Raw genomic sequence first — 21,645 nt, forward strand, 5'->3', positions numbered from 1 at the left:
CAGCGGGATGCCGCCGCGTTCCGGGGCGACGCTGAAGTGACCGGCCGGGCTGCCGCCGACCAGGTCGGCGAAGATCGCCGCCGAGTCGGGCTTGGCCGCCGCACCGACACCGACCGCGAATGGCTGTCCACGGTGCTGCGGGCGGGCGCGAGCCGACTCGTCTACGTCGGCCACGTCACCGCGCCGCCGCCGGAATCCGGGGAGAGCGAGCACGCCGAACTCCACCTGAGCTGCACCGCCGCGGCCCGCGGCCTGGCGACCCCGACCCGCACCCATCGTCCGCTGTCGGCCAAGGACCTGCTGCTCGGCACGCACACCATCGACCCCGTGCCGACGGCCGGCCGCGAACTGTGGCCGATGCCGAGCCGGGTCGCCCTCATCGCCTGCGAAAGCGGTGGTGACCTGCGCTTCACCGAGGCGCTCGGGCTCACCACCGCCGCGCTGTCGGCCGGGGCGGAACTGGTCACCGCGACCCGCTGGCCGCTCCCCACCGACCACGCCTTCCACACCCTCACCAGCGCGACGGGCCATCCTCTACAGGCCGCCATCTGCGCCGTTGACACGGCCCACGATTCGTCCACACCCATCCCCACGCTGCTGACCTGGCAGCGCGCACAGCTGGCCGCGTGGCGCGCCGACCCGGCCCCCGAGAATGCCCCGCTGCTGTGGGCGGCCTTCGCCACCGTGACGGACTGAGCGCCTACTCGGGCAGGCCGAGCCCCGCGGCGAGCACCGGCCACGACCGGTGGAACGCGTCGCGCCAGTACCTAAACGCATTCGGGCTCCTTTAGCGCGGCCCAGCGGGGCCGTCGCGAGTCGCGACACCGCCGTAGACAAGGCAATGCCGTAGACAAGGCGATAGAGAGTGGCTGGCTCACCCTCGCTGGGTGAAGGAGAGCCGCTGCGCGGCCCGACCCCTGCCCCAGCCGGCCTGGATGGGAGCGACAAGGGGCGCTGCGGCATCACAGCCCTCAGATTGGTCCAGGCCCCTGGACGACGGTCGTGCCCGGAAGGGTTCCGCTCGGGACTCGACGGTATGTCGCGCCCGGGATCGGCATGACCCGCCACACCCCCGGCCTGCGCCGCTGTCGGCCGGGTGCGGTACGGAGCGGGGTGTTAATAGGGGTCCCCTGCTATGCACGAGGCGTTAGCAGGGGACCCTTCCTTACACGGAAGGCCCCGCCGGGGTGGGGCCGGCGGGGCCGTGTTGGAGCTGGTGGAGGACGGACGTCAGGCGCCGGGCTCCTTGGCGCAGATGAAGCGCGGCTCGGCGCTATACGTCCAGGTGAACTTCTCCCGCTTGACCACCTTGCCGTCCTTCTTGATAACCCGGAAGGCATCCTGGGTGAAGCCCTGGCTGCCGCTGGCGGGGATACAGGTCGGGCCCGGCTCCAGATAGACCGTCTTGGACGACGTGATGTTGCGTCGCGGGCTGTACTCGGTCTTGACGCTGTCCCAGATCTTCGTGCTCCAGATCGACACGGTGATCGAGCTGCCCGTGTACGAGGTGTCGATCAGGACGCCGTGGTCGGTGTTGTTGCGGAACTTGAAGTCGAGGTTGGGCCAGAAGATGGTCGACTCGATGACCGACGGGTAGCGGCTGAAGTAGTACGAGTGCGGCTTGTGCTCGACGTCTTCGAGTCCGGCGTAGTACGTGGCGTTGAACAGCGTGGTGGTGAACTGCGAGGTGCCGCCGCCGACGCCCGGCACCAGCTTGCCGTCCATGATGACTGGCGCGTCGCGGTAGCCCTGGGCGTAGCCGCGCTCACCGGTGTGCCCGTTGAGCGAGAACGTCTCGCCGGGCAGCACCACGGTGCCGTCCACCTTCTTGGCGATCGTCACGATGTTCTGGCTGCGCGCCGACGAGAGGCCGCCGGTGAAGTTGGTGGTGAAGGAGGAGACCTTCTCCTTGATGCCGAGGCCACCCAGCTTCTCCGCGGTGAGCTTCGGCTTCTTCTCCGTCAGCTTCGCGGTGATCGTACGGTCGTCGGTGCGGGGCAGCACGGCCAACAGCTCGTCGCCCAGGCCGTCGGTGTCCACCTGCTGGCCGGCGCGCCCCTCGACCACCTTCGGCTTGCCGCCGGAAATGGTCATCGTGGCGTCCTTGGGTGCCACCTCGACCTCGTTCAGGCGGTTCCCCAGGGCGTCCCGCAGCCGCTTCATGTCGATGCTGGCAGTGAGCTTGCCCGTCTTGTCGGCCTTGAAGCGGAGGCCCTTCGCGATGGCCGCTGCCGGGATGTTCACCGAACCCCGGTCCGTGGTCAGCTTCACCGGTGCGGCGACCGCCGGCTCGGCCAGCTCGCGCACCAGACGGTCCACCTCCTCGGCGGAGGTGGCCGGGTGGTTCTCCACCAGCGGCACCGTCACCGGCTGGCCGCTCAACCAGCCCGCCTTGACCACGTCGGCGGAGTGCTCCGGGTCGACGGCGAGGCTGGGCTTGGGGTGACGCACCTTCGGCTTCGTGCCGGTGAACGTGATCGCCGGCATGGTCATCTTGCGGCCCTGGTCGCCGACGAGCTTCTCCAGCTCGGCCTCCAGCTTCGCCACGTCGACGGAGACCACCGGTTCGACCTGCCGCGAGCCGACCAGCCGGTCCACCGCGTGCGCGTCGGTGGACGCCGCAGCAGCCACCGTGGCGTCCACGTCGACGGTGAGCCCGACCTCGGCCGGGTTGATCTCGGCAGTCCGCTCGCCGATGCGTACCTGGAGCGGGGCGGCGAGTTCGGCGGCGCGACGGTCGAGCTGTGCCCGCAACTCACGTGCCGCGTCGGTCCGGCTCCTCCCGCCGAGCTCGGTGCCCATCACGCTGGTGCCTCGGGGCACGTCACCGGCGTACGCCCAGACGGTGACCGCGCCCACCGAGGCGAGCACGGCTGTGGCCACCCCGGAGGCGAGGAGCAGGCGGAACCGGCGCGGCCGGGCCGGTGTACCCGGCGGGGCGGCGCTCGCCTCGGGCTCCGACCGATCGTTCGGCCAGTTGACCGCGGTCACTTCCACGGTGGGCCGATCGTCGGCGGGGGGTTTCTTCTCGCCGTACAACGTCACAGCTACCTCTTCGGGGAACTACCGCAGGGGGATGGGACCCACCCGGAAGACAACTACGGTAACCAACGGTGCGGCCGGCGGGGAGTCCGAGTGACCCGTCAGTCGTCCGGAGAGCCCGTCCGGCAGGTCGGAACGGCCCTCACGGTCACTCCTGGTGACCGTTCATTCGTCGGCGGGTCAGCGGCGCTGCGACGGAAGACCAACCAGCCCATCACCAGCGCGGTGCCGGCAGCGGTGGCCAGGGCACAGGACAACACGCCGGTGACGGTGCGCGGCGCGATCAGGGTGGCCGCCACCGCCAGCACGGCCGACGCCACCCACAGCGGTAGGGCCGGCCACCGGGCGGCGGTCGCCACCCGATCGTTGACGAGCATGAACACCACCGCGTAGAGGGCGCCGGTGGCGGCGAACAGCGGCGCGGACCCGGCGAGATGTCGGTAGTCGGTGCCGCCGACGAGCTGGAACGCCATTTCCCCGCCGACGGCGGCCGCCGCGACCAGGACCGCGCCGCAGGCCAGGATCAGCCCCAACGCCACCACACGGGCCCGACGGTCGCCCTGGGCCAGCCGGGGCAGCACCAGCAGGGTGACCACCTGAGGTGCCCACAGCGCGCCCTTGGTGAGGACCGCGCCGACCGCGTACGCGCCGGAGTCGGCCGCCGGCAGCAGTTGGCGGGCGAGAAGCAGATCGGCGTACGAGATGGTGAGCATCGCCAGCGTCGCCACGCACGCGGTCGTCACCTGGCGTCCACCGAGTGGCCGGGACGCGGCGACGCCTGCGGGAGCCGGCGGGGGCGTCACGCCGACGGACGGTGCCGCGAGGCGGGCCAGGATCGGGAGGGCGAGCAGGCCGGTGAGCGTACCCAGCAGCAGGCAGGTCACCGGTCCCCGACCTGTCAGGAGGCCGACGACCAGTCCGCCGTAGCGGCCGGCGGCCAGCACGGTCATCGCGGCGGCGAGCCGCAGGAACCGCTGGTCCCCCTGGAGTTCGCCGAGCCAGCGGCCGCTGAGCACGGTGGCGAACGTGGTCGCCGCGAGCAGCAGTGCCAGGGCCACCGGCAGCCGCAGGGCCACGGAGAGCACGGGTGTGGCCGCGAGGGTGGCCGTCGCGGTGAACGCGGCGGTGCGCAGAGCCAGTCCGGCCTCGCCACCGCTCTGGCGACGGGCCCGGTGCGCCGCGACCGCGATCTGCAGACCGAAGCCGGGGACCGCGGCGATCGCCGCCAAGGCGAGGACCGTGGCCAGTGCGCCCAGGTCGGCCGCGCTCAGTCGGCGGGCGCCCAGCACGGGTACGACGTACGCCAGCGCGTTGGTCGCCAGGGTGGCGACGGTGACGGCGGCACCGGCCGCGCCGAACCGTACCCTCGCGGCGTCCTTGCCCCTGGTCCGTGTCATGCCACTCCGCGTCGTGCCGGCGGCCGGCGGACCCGCTCGGGTCCGGCCCCGGGCGGATTCGAGTCGGGAGATGGCCCGACCGGCAAGACCCTACCGGCCGGTAGATGTCTCCGACAGCCCCTGCCTGAACGGTCGGTGAGCGTCTAGTGTGCTGCCCCATGGCATCGACGAAGCGGTCACCGGCAGCGACCTCCGGTGTGGCGGCGATCCTCCCGCAGCGGTTGCTCGCCGGGGCTATCCGCCGGGTCTATCCCCGGGTGGAGCCGGAGCTGGCGCGGCTGACCGACTTCGTGCCGGCCGGTGGCACCGCCGTCGACGTGGGCGCCTGGTACGGGCCGTGGACGGCGCGACTCGTACGGCGTGCCGACCGGGTGGTCGCGGTGGAGCCGACCGTCGCCCTGGCCGGTCAGCTCCGGGCGGCGTTCCCGACCGTGGAGGTGGTCGAGGCTGCCGTCTCCGATCACGAGGGCACCGCGACGCTCTATCTCCCCGAGGGCGGGGCGATCGTCGGCACCTCGTCGTTGGAGGACGAGACGCAGGGCCACCCGGTGTCCGTCCGGCGGATCACGCTCGACTCGCTCGGCCTCACCGACGTGCGGTTCGTCAAGCTCGACATCGAGGGCCACGAACTGCCGGCGCTGCGGGGCGCGGCGGAGACCGTCCGGCGTGACCGTCCGGTGCTGCTGATCGAGGTGGAGGAGCGGATCCAGCCGGTCGAGCCGCTGCTGGACCTGCTGACCGGCTGGGGGTACCGGGGCTACGTGCTGCCCCACCGGCAGTGGATTCCGCTTGCCGACTTCGACCTCGGCGGGCACCAGCGGGAGTCCATCGCGCGGGTCGACCAGAGCTTCGCCCGTCGGGTGCTCTGGCCGCGCCCGCGCTACGTCAACTCGGTGCTGTTCCGTCCCGAGTGAGGGTCCGCCGGACGAGAAGTCGACGGGCTACCCCTCCGGCTTGGGGGCCGGATCGCCGATCGCGATCTCGTTGGTGCAGAGCGTCAGGTCGGTGCCGGTCACGGTCAGCTCCACGCTGTCCCCGCCGCCCACGATCCGGAAGAAGCGCTGGTTCAGCCCCTTCCTGATCGGGAAGACCGCCTCACCGCTGCCCAGTCGCAGCGTGGCCGTGCCGTCGGCCGAGCTGAGGTAGCCGACGCGTACCACCCAGTGCCAGGAGAAGCGCGGCTCGTTCAGCGGTATCCGGATCGTCTCGCCGCCGGCCACCAGGTGACCGCAGCCCTCCCGGGGGCCGGGCTGGATCGTGCTGCCCACGACCGTGGCCACCTTGACCCGGCCCAGTCCGTCGAGCACCGACGGGTGCTCGGCCTCGTCGACGTAGGTGGGACGGGCGCCGAGTGCGTGGAAGAACCGGGACTGGAGGTTGTACGGCTCCGAGAGGCGCGGTACGACGTTGTCCGGGACCGGGGAGTCGAAGAAGACGGTGTCGGGTGGTGCACTGGCCAACTCGATCCGCACCGTGTCGATGTACGACCGCCCGGACTTCGCCGCCCACTCGTCGCCGTACCGGGACGTGGTCCAGGCGGTGCCGAGGCAGACGGCTACCAGGACCAGGGCGAGCGTGATGGCCACCGGCTCCCGGTAGCGCTCCGGCAGCGGGCCGGACAGACCTGATGGCGGCGATCCGGGCGACGCCGGGTCCGGCGTGGCCGGTTCAGTGTCGGGCGGTGCGGTGGCGGCCGGTGCGGTGGCCGGCGGCCGGGCCAGCCCGACCACGGCGACTCCGAGGCAGATCGCGGCGACCACGACCACGTCGCTGACGTATCGGGGCACCCCGCCCGCCACGCCGCTGAAGGCCGACCCGAGCCGGGTGGCGGCCAGCATCGCGGCCACCATGATCAGGTACGCGACGAGCAGCAGCCAGGCCCGTCCGGCGCGCGGACGACGGCGGACCGTCACCACGACCAGGGCGACGACGATCACCCAGCTCGCCCAGGTGCCGAACTCCGGCGGCGCGGTGACCGGGGCGCCGTCGCCGGCACCGAGCCACTGCCACGGCCCGCCCACCAGGCCCGGCACCACGGTCGAGTTGAGCATCTGGGTCAGGAACGAGAAGACCTCGTCGGGGGAGTCCGGCCGGCGCAGGGAGGACTCCGACCGGGTCAGGTACGCGGCCATGAAGACGAGCGAGAGCACCGTCAGCAGCAACCATGACGGCCACCAGCGACGGATCGTGGTCCAGACGGTGCGCAGCGGGCCACCGTCGGCGTAGAGGGCGGCGGTCAGCAGGAAGACCAGCGCCACGACCAGGATCGCCTTCTCGAAGAAGAAGAGCCCGAACAGGACGGAGAGCGCCAGGGCCACCAGGTGCCGGGGCCGTCGGGTCCGTACGTAGTCGACCTGCGCGCGGATCGCGAGCACCATGGCGATCTGCATCGGCAGCATGTTGACGCCGACCGCCCACCAGGACGTCGCCTCCAACGTCAACGGGCTGAACAGCAGCAGGCCGAGCGGGAGGAGGATCAGCCACGACGGCTGGAGCAGGCGGCGCAGCAACTGGAGGAAGACGACGCCGAGGATCGCCTGACCGAGCGCCATGAGCAGCACGTATGGCCAGTAGTCCAGGCCGACGTACTCGGTGACCAGCCAGATGATCAGTCGCCCGCCGGGCATGAGGTGGTTGTTGTAGAGCGCGAGCAGGTGCGCGACGGTCAGATCGGACTCCGCGGCCTGGGTGATGAGCACGTAGTCGTCGGCCGCCAGGAAGCCGCGGAACGCCACGTGGGTTCGCCAGAGCACGCTGAGCGTGATCATGGCCAGCGCGGTCGCCCGGATCGGATCGCCGTTCCACCACCCGGCCGTCCGGCCAGGCGCCGCCGTCACGTCCGCCCCCGTCGATGTCATGGCGGGAAGATTGCCACACCGGGTACGTCGCCCCCATCAGGCCATCGGATGGTTCGAGCGCCGTAGCCGCAACGGCCCGCGTACAGTGGCCGCCACCAGCGTGGCCGATGCCGCGCCCGGCTGTGATGGGGTCGACGGATGCGGGAACGGCTGGTGCCGCACGCGGTGGCGGCCTCCGTGGTGGCGGTGGTGCTCGCGCCGCTCGCCCTCCCCGGCTACGTGTTGCGGTACGACATGGTGTTCGTGCCTCGGCAGACGTCGAGTTGGGAGCTGATCGCTCCGGCCACCGCGCTGCCCCGGGCCGTCCCGCAGGACGCGGTGGTGGCGCTGGCGAGTCAGCTGGTCCCGGGATGGGTGCTGCAACGGCTGGTCCTGGTGGCGATCCTCTATCTGGCCGCGCTGGGTGCCGCGCGGCTCGTCCCGACCGAGCGGGTGGCGGTACGGACGGTGGCCGCACTCGGGTACGCCTGGACCCCGTTCCTGGCCGAGCGGTTGCTGATCGGACAGTGGGGGCTGCTGGTCGCGTACGCGGTGCTGCCGTGGCTGTTGCGGGCGGCGATCGGGGTGCGGGCGGGTGAGCGGTACGCCCTGCATCGCCTGCTGCTGTGCGTGGCGGCCTCGGCGATCACGCCGACCGGTGGGCTGCTCGCGCTGGTCGTGTCGGCGGTGTTGCTGGTGGGGCGGTATCCGGGGGCGATCCGGGCGGCGTCGACCGGACTGGGTGTGGCGGTGCTGCTGAACGCGCCGTGGCTGGTCGCGGGGGTGGCCGGGGCGGGCGACGCGCGCTCCGATCCGGCCGGGGTCGCCGCCTTCGCCGCGCGGGGCGAGAACTGGGCCGGCCCGTGGGCGGCGCTGGCCGGCACGGGCGGTATCTGGAGCGCCGATGCGACTCCGGCGTCCCGGGCGAGTTGGCTGGTGCCGCTGGCCACGGTGCTGGTGCTGGCGGTCGCCGGGTACGGCGTACCCCTGCTGCGTCGTCGGTGGGCCACCCCGATCGTCGCGCGTCTCGGTGTGCTGGCCGTCGGGTCGTGGCTGGTCGCGGCGCTGGGCGTGCTGCCCGGCGGGGCGGCGCTGCTGCGGTGGGCGGTGGCCGAGGTGCCCGGCGCCGGTCTGGTCCGGGACGGGCAGAAGCTGCTGGTGCCGTACGTCCTGGCGTTGGCCCTCGCCGTGGCGTTGGGGGCGGAGCGGGCCGCCGGGCGCCTGACCGCCCGGTTCGATGCTGCCACCGGACGGGTGTTCCTGGTCGGTGCGGCGTTGCTGCCGGTGGCGGTCCTGCCCGACCTGGCGTTCGGTGCTGCCGGTCGGCTTCGCCCGGTGAGTTGGCCGGCCGACTGGACGACGGTGAGCCGGTTGGTCGCCGAGCGTCCGGGTGAGGTCGTCTCGTTGCCGTTCCAGCAGTACCAGATCTATGCCTGGAACGACGGTCAGGTGGTGATCGATCCGGCGCCCCGCTATCTCGGTGTGCCGGTGCTGATCGACGACACACTGCGGGTGGGCCCCACCTCGGTCGCCGGTGAGGACTCCCGGGCGGCGCGGCTGCGCGAGGTCCTGGCGGCCGGGCAGCCGGTGGCGTCGACCAACCCTCGTTGGGTGCTGGTGCAGCGGGCGGCCGGGCCGCCGCCGGACCCGGTCACGCTGAACGGCCTGCGCCAGCGGTACGCCGGGAGCGAGATCACCCTGTATGAGAATCCGATGTGGACTGCCCCGCCCGAACCGGCCCGGCCAGGGCCGGTCGGCCTGGCCCATCTGCTGGCCGCGACGGCGCTGCTGGCCGTCGGTCTTTCGGGCACTGCGCAATGGTGCTACCGCGTGGTAACGTCCCGGCACGCGAGTCCCGCGGAAGGAGAAGGTGGATGAAGAACCTGCCTGCGTTCATCGCCGTCGGGGTACTCGGAATCGTGCTCGGCATGCTCGGCAGCGTCGGTCTGACGAACGTGCTCAGTCCGTCCGCCAAGGAGGCCGCGAACTCCACGGTGAGCGAGCAGACCGAGGCTCCCCTCTACGGCACGCGCTGACCTGAGAACGTACGCCGGGGTGTCCGCGTCTGCGGACACCCCGTCACCGTGCCCGGCTTCTCAACCGGTGGCGGCGGTCGCCCGCGCCACCAGCCGCGCGAACCGCGCCCCGGTCGCGGCCCAGGTGAAGCGGGCGGCGTGCACCAGTGCGGCCTCGCCCATCGCCTTGCGCCGGACGTCGTCACCGAGGAGTTCGCGGACCACTGCGGCGAACTCCGCTTCGTCGTCGACGAGCAGGCCGGTCCGGGTGTCGACCATCGCCTCGGCGACGCCACCGGCGTAGCGGAACGCCACCGTCGGGGTGCCACGCGCCGCCGCCTCCACGATGGTCAGCCCCCACCCCTCCTTGAGCGAGGGGGCGAGGGCGAGCCAGGCCGAGCAGAGCAGCGCGTGCTTCTCCTCCTCGCTGACGAACCCGGCGAACCGCACCTGCTCGGTGATGCCGAGCAGGGCGCACAGCTCCCGCAGCGGCTCCTCCCACCAGCCCTGCCCGGCCACCACCAGTTCGAGTTCGGGCAGCTCCCGGGCGAGTTCGGCGACGGTCCGCAGGGCGATCTCCACCCGCTTGTGCGGGACCAGGCGGCCGAGCACCAGGAGCGAGGGGTGCGGCGTACGCGGCCACGCCGGGCCGATCACCGGCGGCGTGCCGTTGGGTACCACGTCGATCCGCTCCGCGGTCACGCCCAGCGTGGTCAGCTCGGCCCGGCTGGCCTCGGAGACGGTGACGTACCGGCAGCCCCGATAGAGCCGCACCGCCAACCAGGACTCGATCCACCAGCCCAGCCGGGCCATCCACGGGCCGAACACCACCGGCCACTGCTCCCGGTGCACGTGGTGCACCAGCGCGACGACCGGCCGTCCGGCGTAGAGCGGGGCGAAGAAGGGCACCCCGTTGCACACGTCGACGACGAGGTCCGGCCGACCCAGTCGGCGACGGCTCAGCGGCCCCAGCCCGAACCGGCCGGCGATGCAGGTCAGCGCCGCGCGAAGGTAGACCGTCATCCGGGTGCCCCGGCGCAGCACGCGGACCCCCGACTCGGTGGTGCCGGACGCGGCGGCGGCACCGTGCGCGGCGCAGAACAGAGTCACCCGGTGACCCACGGCGACCAGCTCGGCGGCGATGCGCTCGATGTAGACCTCCGACCCGCCACCTTCCGGGTTGGTGGTGTCGCGCCAGTTGAGGAACAGGACGTGGCGGGAGGGGGTGCCGTTGGTGTCCACGCTGCTCCTACTGATGAGTAACTGAGCACGATCGCGCCACCCTAGGACCGCCCGGCCCGAGTGCGCAATGGGCAGTTCCGGCCGTGACGGCCCATGACCGTCCATCGATCGGGGGTTTGCCGACGGACGCAAACCTTGGCAGGGTGTGCAGCGCAACCGCCCGCGATCGCCGAGTCCTTCGCTCGTGGTGGCGTTGTGACCTGCGTCGAAGGGTGGGCGCAGGGCTGACGAGGAGGTGAGGCCGCGATGGTGGCCGACCGTCCCGCGCCGACGCGGGCCCCGTTCCACCGCTCGCCGGTGGTGCTGCTCAGCGCCGCACTGGCGGTGGTGCTGACCGGTTGGGCGGCGGTGGCCTACGTGCGTGCCGACCGGGGCACACCGACCTGCGTCGACCAGGTCCGGCTGCGCGTGGTGGCCGCTCCGCTGATCGCTCCCGCGCTCGACCGGGTCGCGCGGGTGAGGGCCGGCAGCCAGCCGTGCGTCTCCGTCGAGGTACGCACCTCGGAGTCGGCCGTCGTCGCCCGCGACCTCGCCGACGGCGCGGAGGTGGCCGAGGTCTGGGTGCCCGAGTCGACCTTCTGGCTGCGCCGGGCGCGGGCGGCGGGTGCCTTCGAGGTCGCCGGACAGGGCACCTCCATCGCGAGCACTCCGGTTGTGCTCGCGGTGCACGATCGGCTCGCCCGCCGCTCGGGTTGGCCGGACGAGCGGCCCACCTGGGCGGCGTTGATCGGGTCCACGGCACGCGAGGTCCAGGTGGGTGTGCCGGACCCGGCGGTCGACCCGGCCGGGTCCGCCGCCCTGCTCGGCGTACGGGTGCTGGCCGACGAGAACCGGGACTCGGCCGCGACCACGACGGCCACCCTGCGTGCCCTCGCGAAGCGGACGTTCAGCCCGGAGTCGTCGGACGGCTCGCTCACCCCGGGCCGACGGCTGCCCGGTGGCGTCGACGCCGTCGTGGCGAGCGAACGGGCCGTCCGCGAGCACAACGCGTTGGCCGGCACCGACAAGCTGGTCGCGGCGTACCCGGAGATCGCCGTCCCCTGGCTCGACCTGCCGTACGTGGTGCTGCCCGCCACCCAGGGACGGGCGCGGGACGCCGCCGCCGGCTTCCTCACCGGTCTGCTCACCCCGACGGCACAGCAGGTGTTCACCGGCTACGGGTTCCGCACCGCAGCGGGTTTCCCGCCGGCGGTGCCGGACGACGGCCGGTTGCTGGGGGAGGAGCGGCGGCCGGTCCCGCTGCCCGCCGAGGAAACGGTCACCGAGGTGCTGACCGGCTGGAGCGGCGTGCAGCGCAGCGGCCGGATCCTCACCCTGCTGGACGTCTCCGGCTCGATGGCGGCGCAGGTGCCCGGTGAGGGCAGCCGGCTGGAGGCGACCGTCCGGGCCGCCGAGGAGGGGGCCGCGCTGCTGCTCGACAACAGCGAACTCGGCATCTGGACCTTCTCCACCAAGCTCGACGGCGACCGCGACTACCGGGAGATCCTGCCGGTGGGTCCGCTGGGTCCGCAGCGGCGACTGCTCGCCGAACGGTTGGCCGCCGTCCGGGTCGAGCCACAGGGCGGGACCGGACTGTACGACAGCACGCTGGCCGCGTACCGGGACGCCCGCCGCAACTGGACGCCCGGCCGGATCAACCTGGTGCTGGTGATGACCGACGGTCGCAACGAGGACGACGACAGCATCAGCCGGGCGGAGCTCCTCACGCAGCTGAGGCGGTTGCAGGAGCCGCGCCAACCGCTGCCGATCATCTTCATCGGACTCGGTGAGGACGTCGATCCCGCGGAGCTGAGGGCGATCGCGGAGGCGACCGGGGGACGGGTGTTCGTGACCAGGCAGCACGGCGGGATACGCCGCATCTTCTTCTCGGCCCTGGCCGACTTGGGCTGCCAGCCCCCGGAGTGCCGCAGGTGAGCCGGATGCTGTCGGTGCTGCGCCGCTCACCCGGCACCGCGCTGTCGATGCTGCTGCTCACGGTGATCGCCTTCGTGCAGCGGCCCGGCCAGGTCACCTTCGACACCAAGCTCGACCTCGCCGCCAACCCGATCCACTTCATGGCCCGCGCGTTGCACCTGTGGAATCCGGAGGCCACCTCGGGGGAACTGCAGAACCAGGCGTACGGCTACCTCTTCCCGATGGGACCGTTCTTCGCCGTCGGGCAACTGCTGTCGGTGCCACCGTGGATCACCCAGCGGCTGTGGACGGCGCTGCTGCTGGTCGCCGCGTTCTACGGGTTGCTGCGGCTGGCCCGCGCGTTGGGGATCGGCAGCGAACCGACCCGGTACGCGGCGGCACTCGGCTACGCGCTCGCCCCCCGCATCCTGACCGAGGTCGGGGCGCTCTCCTCGGAGACGCTCGCCGCCTCGATGCTGCCCTGGGTGCTGCTGCCGCTGGTCACCGTCCGCCGGATCGGCTCGCCACGGCGGGCCGCCGCCCTCTCCGCGCTGGCGGTGCTCGGGATGGGCGGGATCAACGCGGCCGTGGTGCTGCTGGCACTGCTCCTCCCCGGGATGTGGCTGCTCACCCGCCGCTTCGACGCCGCACATCGACGCCTGGTCGTCTGGTGGTGCGTCTGCGTGCTCGGGGTCTGCCTGTGGTGGATCGTGCCGCTGCTGCTGCTCGGCCAGTACAGCCTCCCCTTCCTCGACCACATCGAGTCGTCGACCACGACCACGGCGGTCGCCTCGCTGTTCCAGGCGGTGCGCGGCACCAACCAGTGGGTGGCGTACATCGTGCAGGGCGAACCCTGGTGGCCCGCCGGGTGGTTGCTGATCGACCATCCCGTGCTGATGACGCTCACCGCGGTGATGGCGCTGATCGGCCTGGCCGGGTTGGCCGGAAACCTGCTGCCCGAGCGACGGTTCCTGGTGGCCGGCTTCCTGGCCGGGCTGACCCTGCTCACCGTCGGCTACGTCGGCGCGCTCGACAGCCCGATCTCCGAGCAGGTGCGCGGCCTGCTGGACGGTCCGCTGGCACCGTTCCGGAACGTCCACAAACTCGACCCGGTGTTGCGGCTGCCGCTGATGCTCGGTTTCGCGCACGGGGTCGCCGCAGTGGCCACCCGACTGCACCACGCGCTGGCCCGGCGTCGGCCCGGGCTCCGGCTCCGGCCGCTGGTCTTCGTCCCGGTGCTGCTGCTCGTGCTCGGGGCCGCCGCGCCCGCCTGGCTGGGCCTGCTGCGGCCCGGTCCCGGCTGGTCCGACCTGCCATCGCACTGGCGTTCGGCGGCGACCTGGCTCGCCGACCGCGACGCGATGGCCCGGACCCTCGTGGTGCCGGGCACCAGCTTCGGGCAGTACCAGTGGGGACGTACGGTCGACGAGCCGTTGCAGGCGTTGGCCGGGGCGCCGTGGGCGGTACGCCACCAGGTCCCGCTCGGTTCGGCGGGCAACACCCGGATGATGGACACCGTCGAGGAGGCGCTGGCCAGCGGTCGAGGCTCGGCCGGGCTGGCCGACCTGCTCGCCCGCTCCGGTTTCCGGCACCTGTTGCTGCGCAACGACATCGACCGCCCCCAGGTCGACGCGCCACCGGTCGCGGTGCTGCGCCGGGCTCTCGCCGAGTCGCCGGGCATCGTCCGGGTGGCGAGCTTCGGCACCGCCGACGTGCTGGCCCCCACCTGGAGCAGCCCCGTCGACGATCCGGCCGGCACCCTGCCGGCGGTCGAGGTCTACGAGGTGCAGCGGCCGGTCTCCGCCGCCTCGGCGGTGCTCACCGCCGACGTGCCCACGGTCAGCGGCGGCCCCGAGTCGCTGCTGCCCCTGTTGGAGCAGCGGATGGTGGAACGGGACCGGCCGGTGGTGCTCGCCGGTGACCGGGAGCAGTATCCCGACGCCACCGGTGACTCCTGGATCGTCACGGACGGGTTGCGGCGCCGCGAGCGGGACATCGGCCGGGTGCGGGACAACCTCTCCCAGACGTTGGCCGCGAACGAGCAGGGGCGGCTTGGTCGGGTCGCCCTCGACCTGCTGCCCTTCGCCGCCGACCGGCACCAGACGACCGCCACCTACCAGGGCGTACGTGAGGTCAGCGCCTCCTCGGCGGTGAGTTTCGCGGACTCCTTCGGCCCGGCCGATCCGTCACGCCTGCCGTTCGCCGCCCTGGACGGTGATCCCGGCACCGCCTGGCACTCGGCACCGTTGGGCGGCCCGATCGGTCAGTGGCTCCAGGTGGACCTGGACACACCGCGTCCGGTGGACAACGTACGCCTCGCGTTCGTCAGCGACCTCGCGGTGGGGTGGCCGGTGACCCGGTTCCGCCTCACCACCGACCGGGGCTCGGTGGACCACGAGGTGGCCCAGACCCTCGGTGCCCACTCGTACTACACCCTCCCCGGCTCGACGAGTCGGGTGCGGGTGACGGTGTTGCAGGTGGCCGAGGGTCGGCTCGACGGTGGTGTGGGCATCCGGGAGATGACCATTCCGGACACCGAGCCGCGACGTGGTCTGCGTGCGCCGACCGACCTGCCGGACACGACGTCCGCGCCGGTCAGGTGGGCGTTCAGTCGGGGCACGACCCATCGGCCCGCGTGCCATCCGAGCCCGGCCGACGGCGCGGATCCGATGGCGGGCGACCGCGTGGTCCGCTGCGACCGGTTCCTGGCCAGGGCCGGTGAGGAGCCGTCCGGCCTGGACCGGGTGTTCCGGAACCCGACGGCGGGCACCTACCGGATCGAGTTGCGGGCCGTGCCCCGGCCGGGCGGCGAGTTCGAGGTGCCGGACAGCGCGCTGACCGCCACCTCCTCGTCCCAGCTCGGCGGCGACGCGACGGTGGCGGCGTACGCGGCGGTCGACGGTGACCCGGGCACGGCCTGGCTCGCCGGCACCGACGACCTGCGCCCCACCCTGCGGCTGGGTTGGGCGGGGCAGCGCCGGATCGACGAGGTGCGGCTGCGCGCCGCCGACCTGCCGGTGGGCTCGCTGCCGCGACGCGTCGAGATCCGCACCCCGGAGCGCGAGGTCACGGTGCCGGTCGACACGGACGGTGTGGTCCGCTTCCCGGCGGTCCGCACCGACCGGATCGAGATCGTCGTGCTGGAGACCGAACACCGCGTCGCGGACGAGCGCGTCAACGGCTGGCCCGCCACCGCCGGTATCGCCGAGGTGGAGATCCCGGCCCTCGCGGACCTGCTCACGCCGATCACCGCCGACGCCCGGGTGGTCGAGGGCTGCGGCGAGGGTCCGACCGTCGAGATGGACGGCTTCCGCTACCGCACCTCGGTGACCGCCAGCCTGGCCGACGTACGGGCCGGGCGGCCGGTGCCGGTGCGGATCTGCGGCGAGGACGGTGCGGTGCTGGACCTGCCCGCAGGCGGCCACCGGCTGGTGACCTCGCCGTCCGCCGGGTTCGTCGTGCAGGACGCGACGCTGCGGCCGGAGGGCGACGTGGCCGCCGCGCCACGGCACCGCGAGGTCGAGGTGGTCGACTGGGCGCCGACCGACCGCACGGTCCGGGTCGCGGCGGGCGAGCAGGCGCTGCTGGTGGTGCCGGAGAACGCGAACCCCGGCTGGACGGCCACGCTGGACGGTGAACGGCTGGCCCCCACCCGCGTCGACGGCTGGCAGCAGGCGTGGGTGCTGCCGGCCGGCTCCGGCGGAGAGGTCCGCCTCGTCTTCGCGCCCGACCAGCCGTACCGCGCCGGTCTGGGCGCGGGCGCGCTGACGGCGGCCGGGGTGCTGGTCCTGGCCGGATGGCCGGTACGCCGCCGGCCCGTGCCCGACGCCGACGTGCCGAACGGCGTACCCGCCGAGACGTCTGCGTGGGCGATCGGAGCGCTGCTGCTGGCGCTGCTCGTCGTCCTGGGCGGGGTGTTGCCGGTGGCCATCGTGCTGGCCGCGATGGTGCTGCGCCAACTGGCCCCGCGTGCCCTGCCGGTGGTGGTGCTGGGCGGATTGACCGTGGCCACGGCGGTCGCGGTGACCGGCCGGTTGCAGGGCCACGGACAGGACTGGGCCTACGGCACGTGGGTGCAGGCGGCGATGCTGGTCGCGATCGGCGCGGTGGTCGCCGCAGTGGTGCCGGTTCCCGGGGTGCGTGCCGCGCCACCCGTACCGGATGATGCGACGCCGGACACAGCGACCGTGTCGCCCGGCGTGAGCGATGTCGGCAGCGAGGGCGAGAACGGGACGGTGACACGGTGACTGCGCTGGACGACCGTACGCGGCGGGCGGCGATGCGCCGCTTCGCGACCCTGCGGCGCTCGGTGACCCTGTTCCGGGCCTTCCTGGTCGAGCAGACCGATCCCGACCACTTCTATGGACTGCTCGCCGCCGACTCGGTACGCCAGGTCTCCGGCTACACCGAGTTGGCCGGGCGGACGGTGCTCGACGTGGGAGGCGGACCGGGGTACTTCGCGACGGGTTTCCGTGCCGCCGGGGCGTGGTACGTCGGGTTGGACCCGGACGTGGGTGACTTCTCGGCCGGTGGCGAGACGGTGTCGGGGATGCTGCGGGGCAGCGGCACGGCGCTGCCGGTGCGGACCGGCAGCGTGGACGTGACGTTCTCGTCCAACGTGGTGGAACACGTCGCCGATCCCCCGTCGATGCTCGACGAGATGGTGCGGGTGACCAGACCGGGCGGGCTGATCTTCGTGTCGTACACGCCCTGGCTGTCGCCGTGGGGCGGGCACGAGACCGCGCCGTGGCACTGGCTCGGCGGGCATCGGGCGCGTCGCCGTTACGAGCGACGCCACGGGCGACCGCCGAAGAACCGCTTCCAGGAGACGCTCTTCCCGGTCTCCATCTCGGACACGCTGCGATGGGCGCGCGGTAACGGCGACGTCGACGTGGTCGACGCGTTGCCCCGCTACCACCCCTGGTGGGCGCGGTGGGTGATCCGGGTGCCGGGCCTTCGCGAGGTGGCGGCGTGGAACTTCGTGCTCGTCCTGCGACGGTCCGCCGGCAGACGATCCGACGAGGTGGCGAAATCGGGGCTGACCGGGGGTCGCGTTGCTATGTGACTTGGTAGTAACCTCGCGGCCACACTAATCGATGCCGACGAAAATTAGCTCCTCGGGGAGGAAACATGAAGCACCGCGCCGTGGGTGCTGTGCTGTTCGGCGGCGGCGTACTGCTCCTGGCGCTCGCCGCCGGGCTGGTGTTCGTCGTCAAGCCCGCGATGACCAAGCTGCCCTACGACCTGGACTCCTCGACGTCGGTCGCCGAGGCCAGGAACGCCACCTTCCTGCAGATCACCAACGGCGCGGCGGCCATCAACCAGGCCGACCTCAAGTCGACCATCCTGGTCACCCCCGAGCGGGACAAGACGGCGGCGCTCAGCGGCGACCTGGCCGGTGACACGGTGGTCTGGCGAGTCGGCCAGACCGTCGACCGGACCGACACCAAGGAGCTGGTCAGCGCGTACGGTGCCGAGTTGGCGTTGGACCGGGTCTCCGGTGCCGCCGTCGAGTGGAGCGAGGGCTACCTCGACGACAGCGGCACCCAGGAGAAGGTCCCCTACGCGGGGCAGATCTACAAGTTCCCGTTCAACTCCGCGCAGACGAACTACGAGGTCTTCGACCGGGATCTGCGGCAGACCCGGGTGGCCGAGTTCAAGGGCACCGAGGACATCGACGGGCTTGAGGCGTACCGGTACGAGCAGGTCATCACCGACGAGAAGCTGCCGCTGCCGGCGGACCGGGTCGGCCTGCTGCTCGGTGCGCTCGCCCCCGGGTCGACCTCTGGCGACGTCGTCTACAGCAACATCCGTACGGTCTGGGTCGACCCCGTGACCGGCTCCTACCTCAAGGTGCGCGAGCAGCAGAAGAAGGTGCTGGTGCCGAACACCGGCGCCCAGGTGACGCTGCTCGACGCCGACTTCGCCTACACCGACGAGACCGTGGCGGCCTCGGTGGAGCGGGCCAAGGAGAGCCGGGGCCAGCTCACCATCCTCGGCGTGTACGCGCCCCTCGGGCTCGCCGTACTCGGTGTGGCGTTGATCCTGGTCGGACTCCTGGTCTCCCGCGACCGGGGCCGGAGTGGCCCGACCGGTCGGCATGCCGCGACCTCGGCGCCGACCCGGGTCGACCAGCCGGCGGTCCGCGACGACGAGCGGCAGAGCGGCCCGTTGTCCGACGAGATCCCACCGGCGTCGACCAACTGGAAGTCCGAGGAGCCCACGGTGCCGGGGCAGCGCTCCGCGCGCAGCGAATCCGACAAGAACTGATCCCGGTAGGCCGGAACGAACACGGGACGAGGGGCGACCCTCGTCCCGTGTTCGCTGCTCAGAGTCGGTCCAGCGCCCGGCGCAGCGGGTCGAGCCCGAGAGCGCCCAGGTCGAGCGCCTGGCGGTGGAACTCCCGCAGGTCGAAGTCGGCGCCCTTGCGGACCTTGGCGTCCTCCCGGGCCTGGAGCCAGATCCGTTCGCCCACCTTGTACGAGGGCGCCTGCCCCGGCCAGCCCAGGTAGCGGTTGAGTTCGAAGCGCAGCATCTCGTCCGGCACCCGGCAGTGCGCCCGCAGGAACTCCCACCCCAGTTGCGGCGTCCAGCGCTCGCCGGGGTGGAAGTCGAACGGGTTGTCCGCAGGGATCTCCAGTTCGAGGTGCATGCCGATGTCGACGATCACCCGGGCGGCCCGGAACGCCTGGCCGTCCAACATGCCGAGCTTGTCGCCCGGGTCCGCCAGGTAGCCCAGCTCGTCCATCAGGTTCTCGGCGTACAGGGCCCAGCCCTCGCCGTGGCCGGAGACCCAGCAGAGCAGCCGCTGCCAGCGGTTGAGCAGCTCCGCGCGGACGGCGGTCTGCCCCACCTGGAGGTGATGGCCGGGCACCCCCTCGTGGTAGACCGTGGTCACCTCCCGCCAGGTGGAGAACTCGGTCAGGTCCTGCGGCACCGCCCACCACATCCGGCCCGGTCGGCTGAAGTCCTCGCTCGGACCGGTGTAGTAGATCGCGCCGTCACTGGTCGGCGCGATCATGCACTCGATGCGCCGGACCTGCTCAGGGATGTCGAAGTGGGTGCCGTTCAGGTCGCTGATCGCCTGCTCGGCCAGCCCCTGCATCCAGTCGCGGAACGCCTCCTTGCCCCGGATCGTGCGGGCCGGGTCGGCGTCCAGCTTGGCCACCGCCTCGTCGATCGTGGCACCCGGTCCGGCGATCTGCGCCGCCACCGTCCGCATCTCGGCCTCCAGGCGGGCCAGTTCCGCGAACCCCCAGGCGTACGTCTCGTCCAGGTCGACCCGGGCGCCGAGGAAGTACTGCGAGGCCAGCTCGTAGCGGTCCCGCCCGGCGGCCTGCTTCTCCCGGCCGTGCGGGGCCAGCTCGGCGCGGAGGAAGTGCCCGAACTCGGCGGTCGCGGCGGTGGCCGCCGCCGCACCCCGGCGCAACTCCGCGTCGAGGGCACCATCGGCACCCAGCCGTTCGACGAGCCCGTGGAAGACGTTGTCGCCGTCCGGGTCCACCCAGGTGTCGCACTGCTTGGCCACCTCGAGCAACTGCACCCGCGAGCTGACGTGTCCGGCGGCGGCCGCCTCGCGCAGCGTGGTCTTGTAGGACTCCAACGCACCGGCGAAGAGGTTCAGCCGGGCGGCGATGTCGGCCTGCGCCTGCTCGCCCTCCTGCGGCATCAGGTCGAAGACCATCCGGATCTCGTGCAGCCCGGAGGTGATGACGCTGACCTCGCTGCTCGTCTCGCCGCTGTCGTAGCGCGCGAGGTCCAGCCCGAGCCGCTCCTGCATCGCCTCCTGGGCGGTGCGTTCGGCCTCCGACTGCGGCTCGACGGCGTCGAGTTCGGCAAGGGTGCGCCGGCTCAGGTCGGCGCGGGCGGCGTACCCGTCGGGTGACAGGTCGTCGAGCTGGTCGTCGTGCCCGGAGATGCCGACCATGGTCGCGCCGGCCGGACTCAGCTCCGCCCAGTCGGCGACGTACCGGTTTGCGAGGTCATCGATTCGTCCCACGCAGCGAACCCTACGTGACCCGTACGTCTGTGATGTCGGCCCTGCTCGCCGTGTCCGATTGGCTCAGCCGTGGGTCCAGGCGATCAGGTCGTCCGCCGACCAACCGTTGACCACCCGATCGACGGGTACGCCGCAGCGGGCCGCCCGCTCGCAGCCGAAACGCTGCCAGTCGAGCTGCCCCGGCGCGTGCGCGTCGGTGTTGATCGCGAACAGGCAGCCGGCCTCCAGGGCCCGCCGGATCAACCGCTTCGGTGGATCCTGCCGCTCCGGCCGAGAGTTGATCTCCACTGCGGTGCGGTGCTCCACGCAGGCGGCGAAGACGGCATCGGCGTCGAAGTCGCTCTCCGCCCGGGTACGGGCCCGATGCCCCCGGTCACCGGGTCCGGTCACCCCCGCGGGACGCGACGACACCATGCGCCCGGTGCAGTGGCCGAGGATGTCCAGGTGCGGGTTGGCCACGGCGGCCACCATCCGTCGGGTCATCTTCGCCCGGTCGTCGTTGAGGCCGCTGTGCACCGAGCCGACCACCACGTCCAGCCGGGCCAGCAACTCCTCCTCCTGGTCGAGCGAGCCGTCGGCGAGGATGTCGACCTCGATGCCGGTGAGGATCCGGAAGCCCTCCGGCAGCGCCTCGTTGAGCTGCGCCACGTGGTCGAGCTGGCGGCGCAGCCGATCCGCGGTCAGTCCCCGGGCCACCTTCAACCGGGGCGAATGGTCGGTCAACACCAGGTACTCGTGACCCAGCTCGACCGCCGCCAGCGCCATCTCCTCGATCGGCGACCCGCCGTCGGACCAGTCCGAGTGGGTGTGGCAGTCACCGCGCAGCGCGCTGCGCAACGCGGCGGCCTCGGCGTCCAGGTCGGTGCCCTCGGTGGCGACCAGCCGACGCAGGTAGACCGGTTCCTCACCGGCCAGTGACTCGGTGACGCACCGGGCGGTGACGTCGCCGACCCCGGCCAGCTCGGTGAGCGTGCCACTGCGGGCCCGCTCGGCCAGCTCGGCGGGGGGCAGCGCGGCCAGTGCGGTCGCCGCCGACCGGAAGGCCCGGACCCGGTAGGTGGCCTCGTTGGCACGCTCCAGCAGGAACGCGATCCGGCGCAGGTCGGCAACAGCGTCACGGGCGCTCATGTCGGCACTCCGCTGCGCTGCGTGCCGCCATGAGGCACCTGTGCGCTGAGCCGATGATTCGCTCGCTGGCGCTCGCTCATGTGGTGAAACTA

General features: G+C 72.4%; 14 protein-coding genes and 1 pseudogene. 8 read left to right on the forward strand and 7 right to left on the reverse strand.

Annotated features, from left to right (window positions below; all coding sequences use genetic code 11):
• Nucleotides 1-93, reverse strand: a pseudogene (locus ACWDVW_RS24295) (trehalase-like domain-containing protein); the annotation flags it as partial.
• 264 nt (nt 94-357) lie between these two features.
• Between ACWDVW_RS24295 and ACWDVW_RS24300 the strand changes: the two are divergent.
• Complete coding sequence (locus tag ACWDVW_RS24300) at nt 358-696, forward strand: CHAT domain-containing protein (protein ID WP_449953053.1); 339 nt, start codon at nt 358-360, stop codon at nt 694-696.
• Nucleotides 697-1,230: 534 nt separating this feature from the next.
• Here the strand turns inward: ACWDVW_RS24300 and ACWDVW_RS24305 are convergent.
• Complete coding sequence (locus ACWDVW_RS24305; RefSeq protein WP_449952902.1) at nt 1,231-3,045, reverse strand: VanW family protein; 1,815 nt, start codon at nt 3,043-3,045, stop codon at nt 1,231-1,233.
• Between the two features lie 98 nt (nt 3,046-3,143).
• Nucleotides 3,144-4,439 carry a polysaccharide biosynthesis protein gene (locus ACWDVW_RS24310; RefSeq protein ID WP_449952905.1) on the reverse strand — a complete coding sequence of 432 codons (1,296 nt, stop codon included), beginning with the start codon at nt 4,437-4,439 and terminating at the stop codon, nt 3,144-3,146.
• A 158-nt stretch (nt 4,440-4,597) separates the two neighbouring features.
• Here ACWDVW_RS24310 and ACWDVW_RS24315 point away from each other — a divergent pair, with 158 nt between their 5' ends.
• Nucleotides 4,598-5,353, forward strand: coding sequence for an FkbM family methyltransferase (locus ACWDVW_RS24315; RefSeq protein ID WP_449952908.1), 756 nt, complete (start codon nt 4,598-4,600; stop codon nt 5,351-5,353).
• A 27-nt stretch (nt 5,354-5,380) separates the two neighbouring features.
• Here the strand turns inward: ACWDVW_RS24315 and ACWDVW_RS24320 are convergent, their stop codons facing one another.
• Nucleotides 5,381-7,297 (reverse strand): hypothetical protein, encoded by a 1,917-nt coding sequence (locus tag ACWDVW_RS24320; protein ID WP_449952911.1) that lies wholly within the window; start codon nt 7,295-7,297, stop codon nt 5,381-5,383.
• Between the two features lie 138 nt (nt 7,298-7,435).
• On the opposite strand from ACWDVW_RS24320, the gene ACWDVW_RS24325 reads away from it, so the two are divergent.
• Together ACWDVW_RS24325 and ACWDVW_RS24330 are read left to right on the forward strand one after the other, a co-directional pair.
• Entirely contained in the window at nt 7,436-9,154 is a 1,719-nt protein-coding gene (locus tag ACWDVW_RS24325; protein WP_449952914.1) for a hypothetical protein, read from the forward strand.
• Nucleotides 9,151-9,312, forward strand: coding sequence for a hypothetical protein (locus tag ACWDVW_RS24330; protein ID WP_161594961.1), 162 nt, complete (start codon nt 9,151-9,153; stop codon nt 9,310-9,312). The genes ACWDVW_RS24325 and ACWDVW_RS24330 overlap by 4 nt, the downstream gene beginning before the upstream one ends.
• Before the next feature lie 60 nt (nt 9,313-9,372).
• On the opposite strand, the gene ACWDVW_RS24335 is transcribed toward ACWDVW_RS24330, so the two are convergent.
• On the reverse strand, nt 9,373-10,533 hold the full coding sequence (locus ACWDVW_RS24335) for a glycosyltransferase family 4 protein (RefSeq protein WP_449952917.1): 1,161 nt from the start codon (nt 10,531-10,533) through the stop codon (nt 9,373-9,375).
• Between the two features lie 246 nt (nt 10,534-10,779).
• On the opposite strand from ACWDVW_RS24335, the gene ACWDVW_RS24340 reads away from it, so the two are divergent.
• From ACWDVW_RS24340 to ACWDVW_RS24355, 4 genes are all read left to right on the forward strand, one after another.
• The gene (locus ACWDVW_RS24340) at nt 10,780-12,447 is read left to right on the forward strand and encodes a substrate-binding and VWA domain-containing protein (protein WP_449952920.1); all 1,668 of its coding nucleotides are present in this window, start codon (nt 10,780-10,782) and stop codon (nt 12,445-12,447) included.
• Between the two features lie 5 nt (nt 12,448-12,452).
• Nucleotides 12,453-16,673: an alpha-(1->3)-arabinofuranosyltransferase domain-containing protein gene (locus tag ACWDVW_RS24345; RefSeq protein ID WP_449953055.1), complete on the forward strand. Its 4,221-nt coding sequence runs from the start codon at nt 12,453-12,455 to the stop codon at nt 16,671-16,673.
• The gene (locus tag ACWDVW_RS24350) at nt 16,670-17,491 is read left to right on the forward strand and encodes a class I SAM-dependent methyltransferase (protein WP_449952923.1); all 822 of its coding nucleotides are present in this window, start codon (nt 16,670-16,672) and stop codon (nt 17,489-17,491) included. The genes ACWDVW_RS24345 and ACWDVW_RS24350 overlap by 4 nt, the downstream gene beginning before the upstream one ends.
• Nucleotides 17,492-17,556: 65 nt before the next feature.
• A complete protein-coding gene (locus ACWDVW_RS24355; RefSeq protein ID WP_449952926.1) occupies nt 17,557-18,696 on the forward strand; it encodes a DUF3068 domain-containing protein in 1,140 nt (379 codons plus the stop codon).
• A gap of 58 nt (nt 18,697-18,754) precedes the next feature.
• On the opposite strand, the gene ACWDVW_RS24360 is transcribed toward ACWDVW_RS24355, so the two are convergent.
• Together ACWDVW_RS24360 and ACWDVW_RS24365 are read right to left on the reverse strand one after the other, a co-directional pair.
• Entirely contained in the window at nt 18,755-20,425 is a 1,671-nt protein-coding gene (locus ACWDVW_RS24360) for a DUF885 domain-containing protein (RefSeq protein ID WP_449952928.1), read from the reverse strand.
• Nucleotides 20,426-20,488: 63 nt separating this feature from the next.
• Nucleotides 20,489-21,553: a PHP domain-containing protein gene (locus ACWDVW_RS24365; RefSeq protein ID WP_449952931.1), complete on the reverse strand. Its 1,065-nt coding sequence runs from the start codon at nt 21,551-21,553 to the stop codon at nt 20,489-20,491.
• Nucleotides 21,554-21,645: the final 92 nt, after the last annotated feature.

The organism is Micromonospora sp. NPDC003241 (assembly GCF_053589795.1).

Coding starts and splice junctions, on each gene's coding strand:
- ACWDVW_RS24315 (WP_449952908.1), top strand. CDS start 4,598: ATGGCATCGACGAAGCGGTCACCGGCAGCGACCTCCGGTGTGGCGGCG.
- ACWDVW_RS24310 (WP_449952905.1), bottom strand. CDS start 4,439: ATGACACGGACCAGGGGCAAGGACGCCGCGAGGGTACGGTTCGGCGCG.
- ACWDVW_RS24340 (WP_449952920.1), top strand. CDS start 10,780: ATGGTGGCCGACCGTCCCGCGCCGACGCGGGCCCCGTTCCACCGCTCG.
- ACWDVW_RS24345 (WP_449953055.1), top strand. CDS start 12,453: ATGCTGTCGGTGCTGCGCCGCTCACCCGGCACCGCGCTGTCGATGCTG.
- ACWDVW_RS24325 (WP_449952914.1), top strand. CDS start 7,436: ATGCGGGAACGGCTGGTGCCGCACGCGGTGGCGGCCTCCGTGGTGGCG.
- ACWDVW_RS24300 (WP_449953053.1), top strand. CDS start 358: ATGCCGAGCCGGGTCGCCCTCATCGCCTGCGAAAGCGGTGGTGACCTG.
- ACWDVW_RS24365 (WP_449952931.1), bottom strand. CDS start 21,553: ATGAGCGCCCGTGACGCTGTTGCCGACCTGCGCCGGATCGCGTTCCTG.
- ACWDVW_RS24330 (WP_161594961.1), top strand. CDS start 9,151: ATGAAGAACCTGCCTGCGTTCATCGCCGTCGGGGTACTCGGAATCGTG.
- ACWDVW_RS24355 (WP_449952926.1), top strand. CDS start 17,557: ATGAAGCACCGCGCCGTGGGTGCTGTGCTGTTCGGCGGCGGCGTACTG.
- ACWDVW_RS24320 (WP_449952911.1), bottom strand. CDS start 7,297: ATGACATCGACGGGGGCGGACGTGACGGCGGCGCCTGGCCGGACGGCC.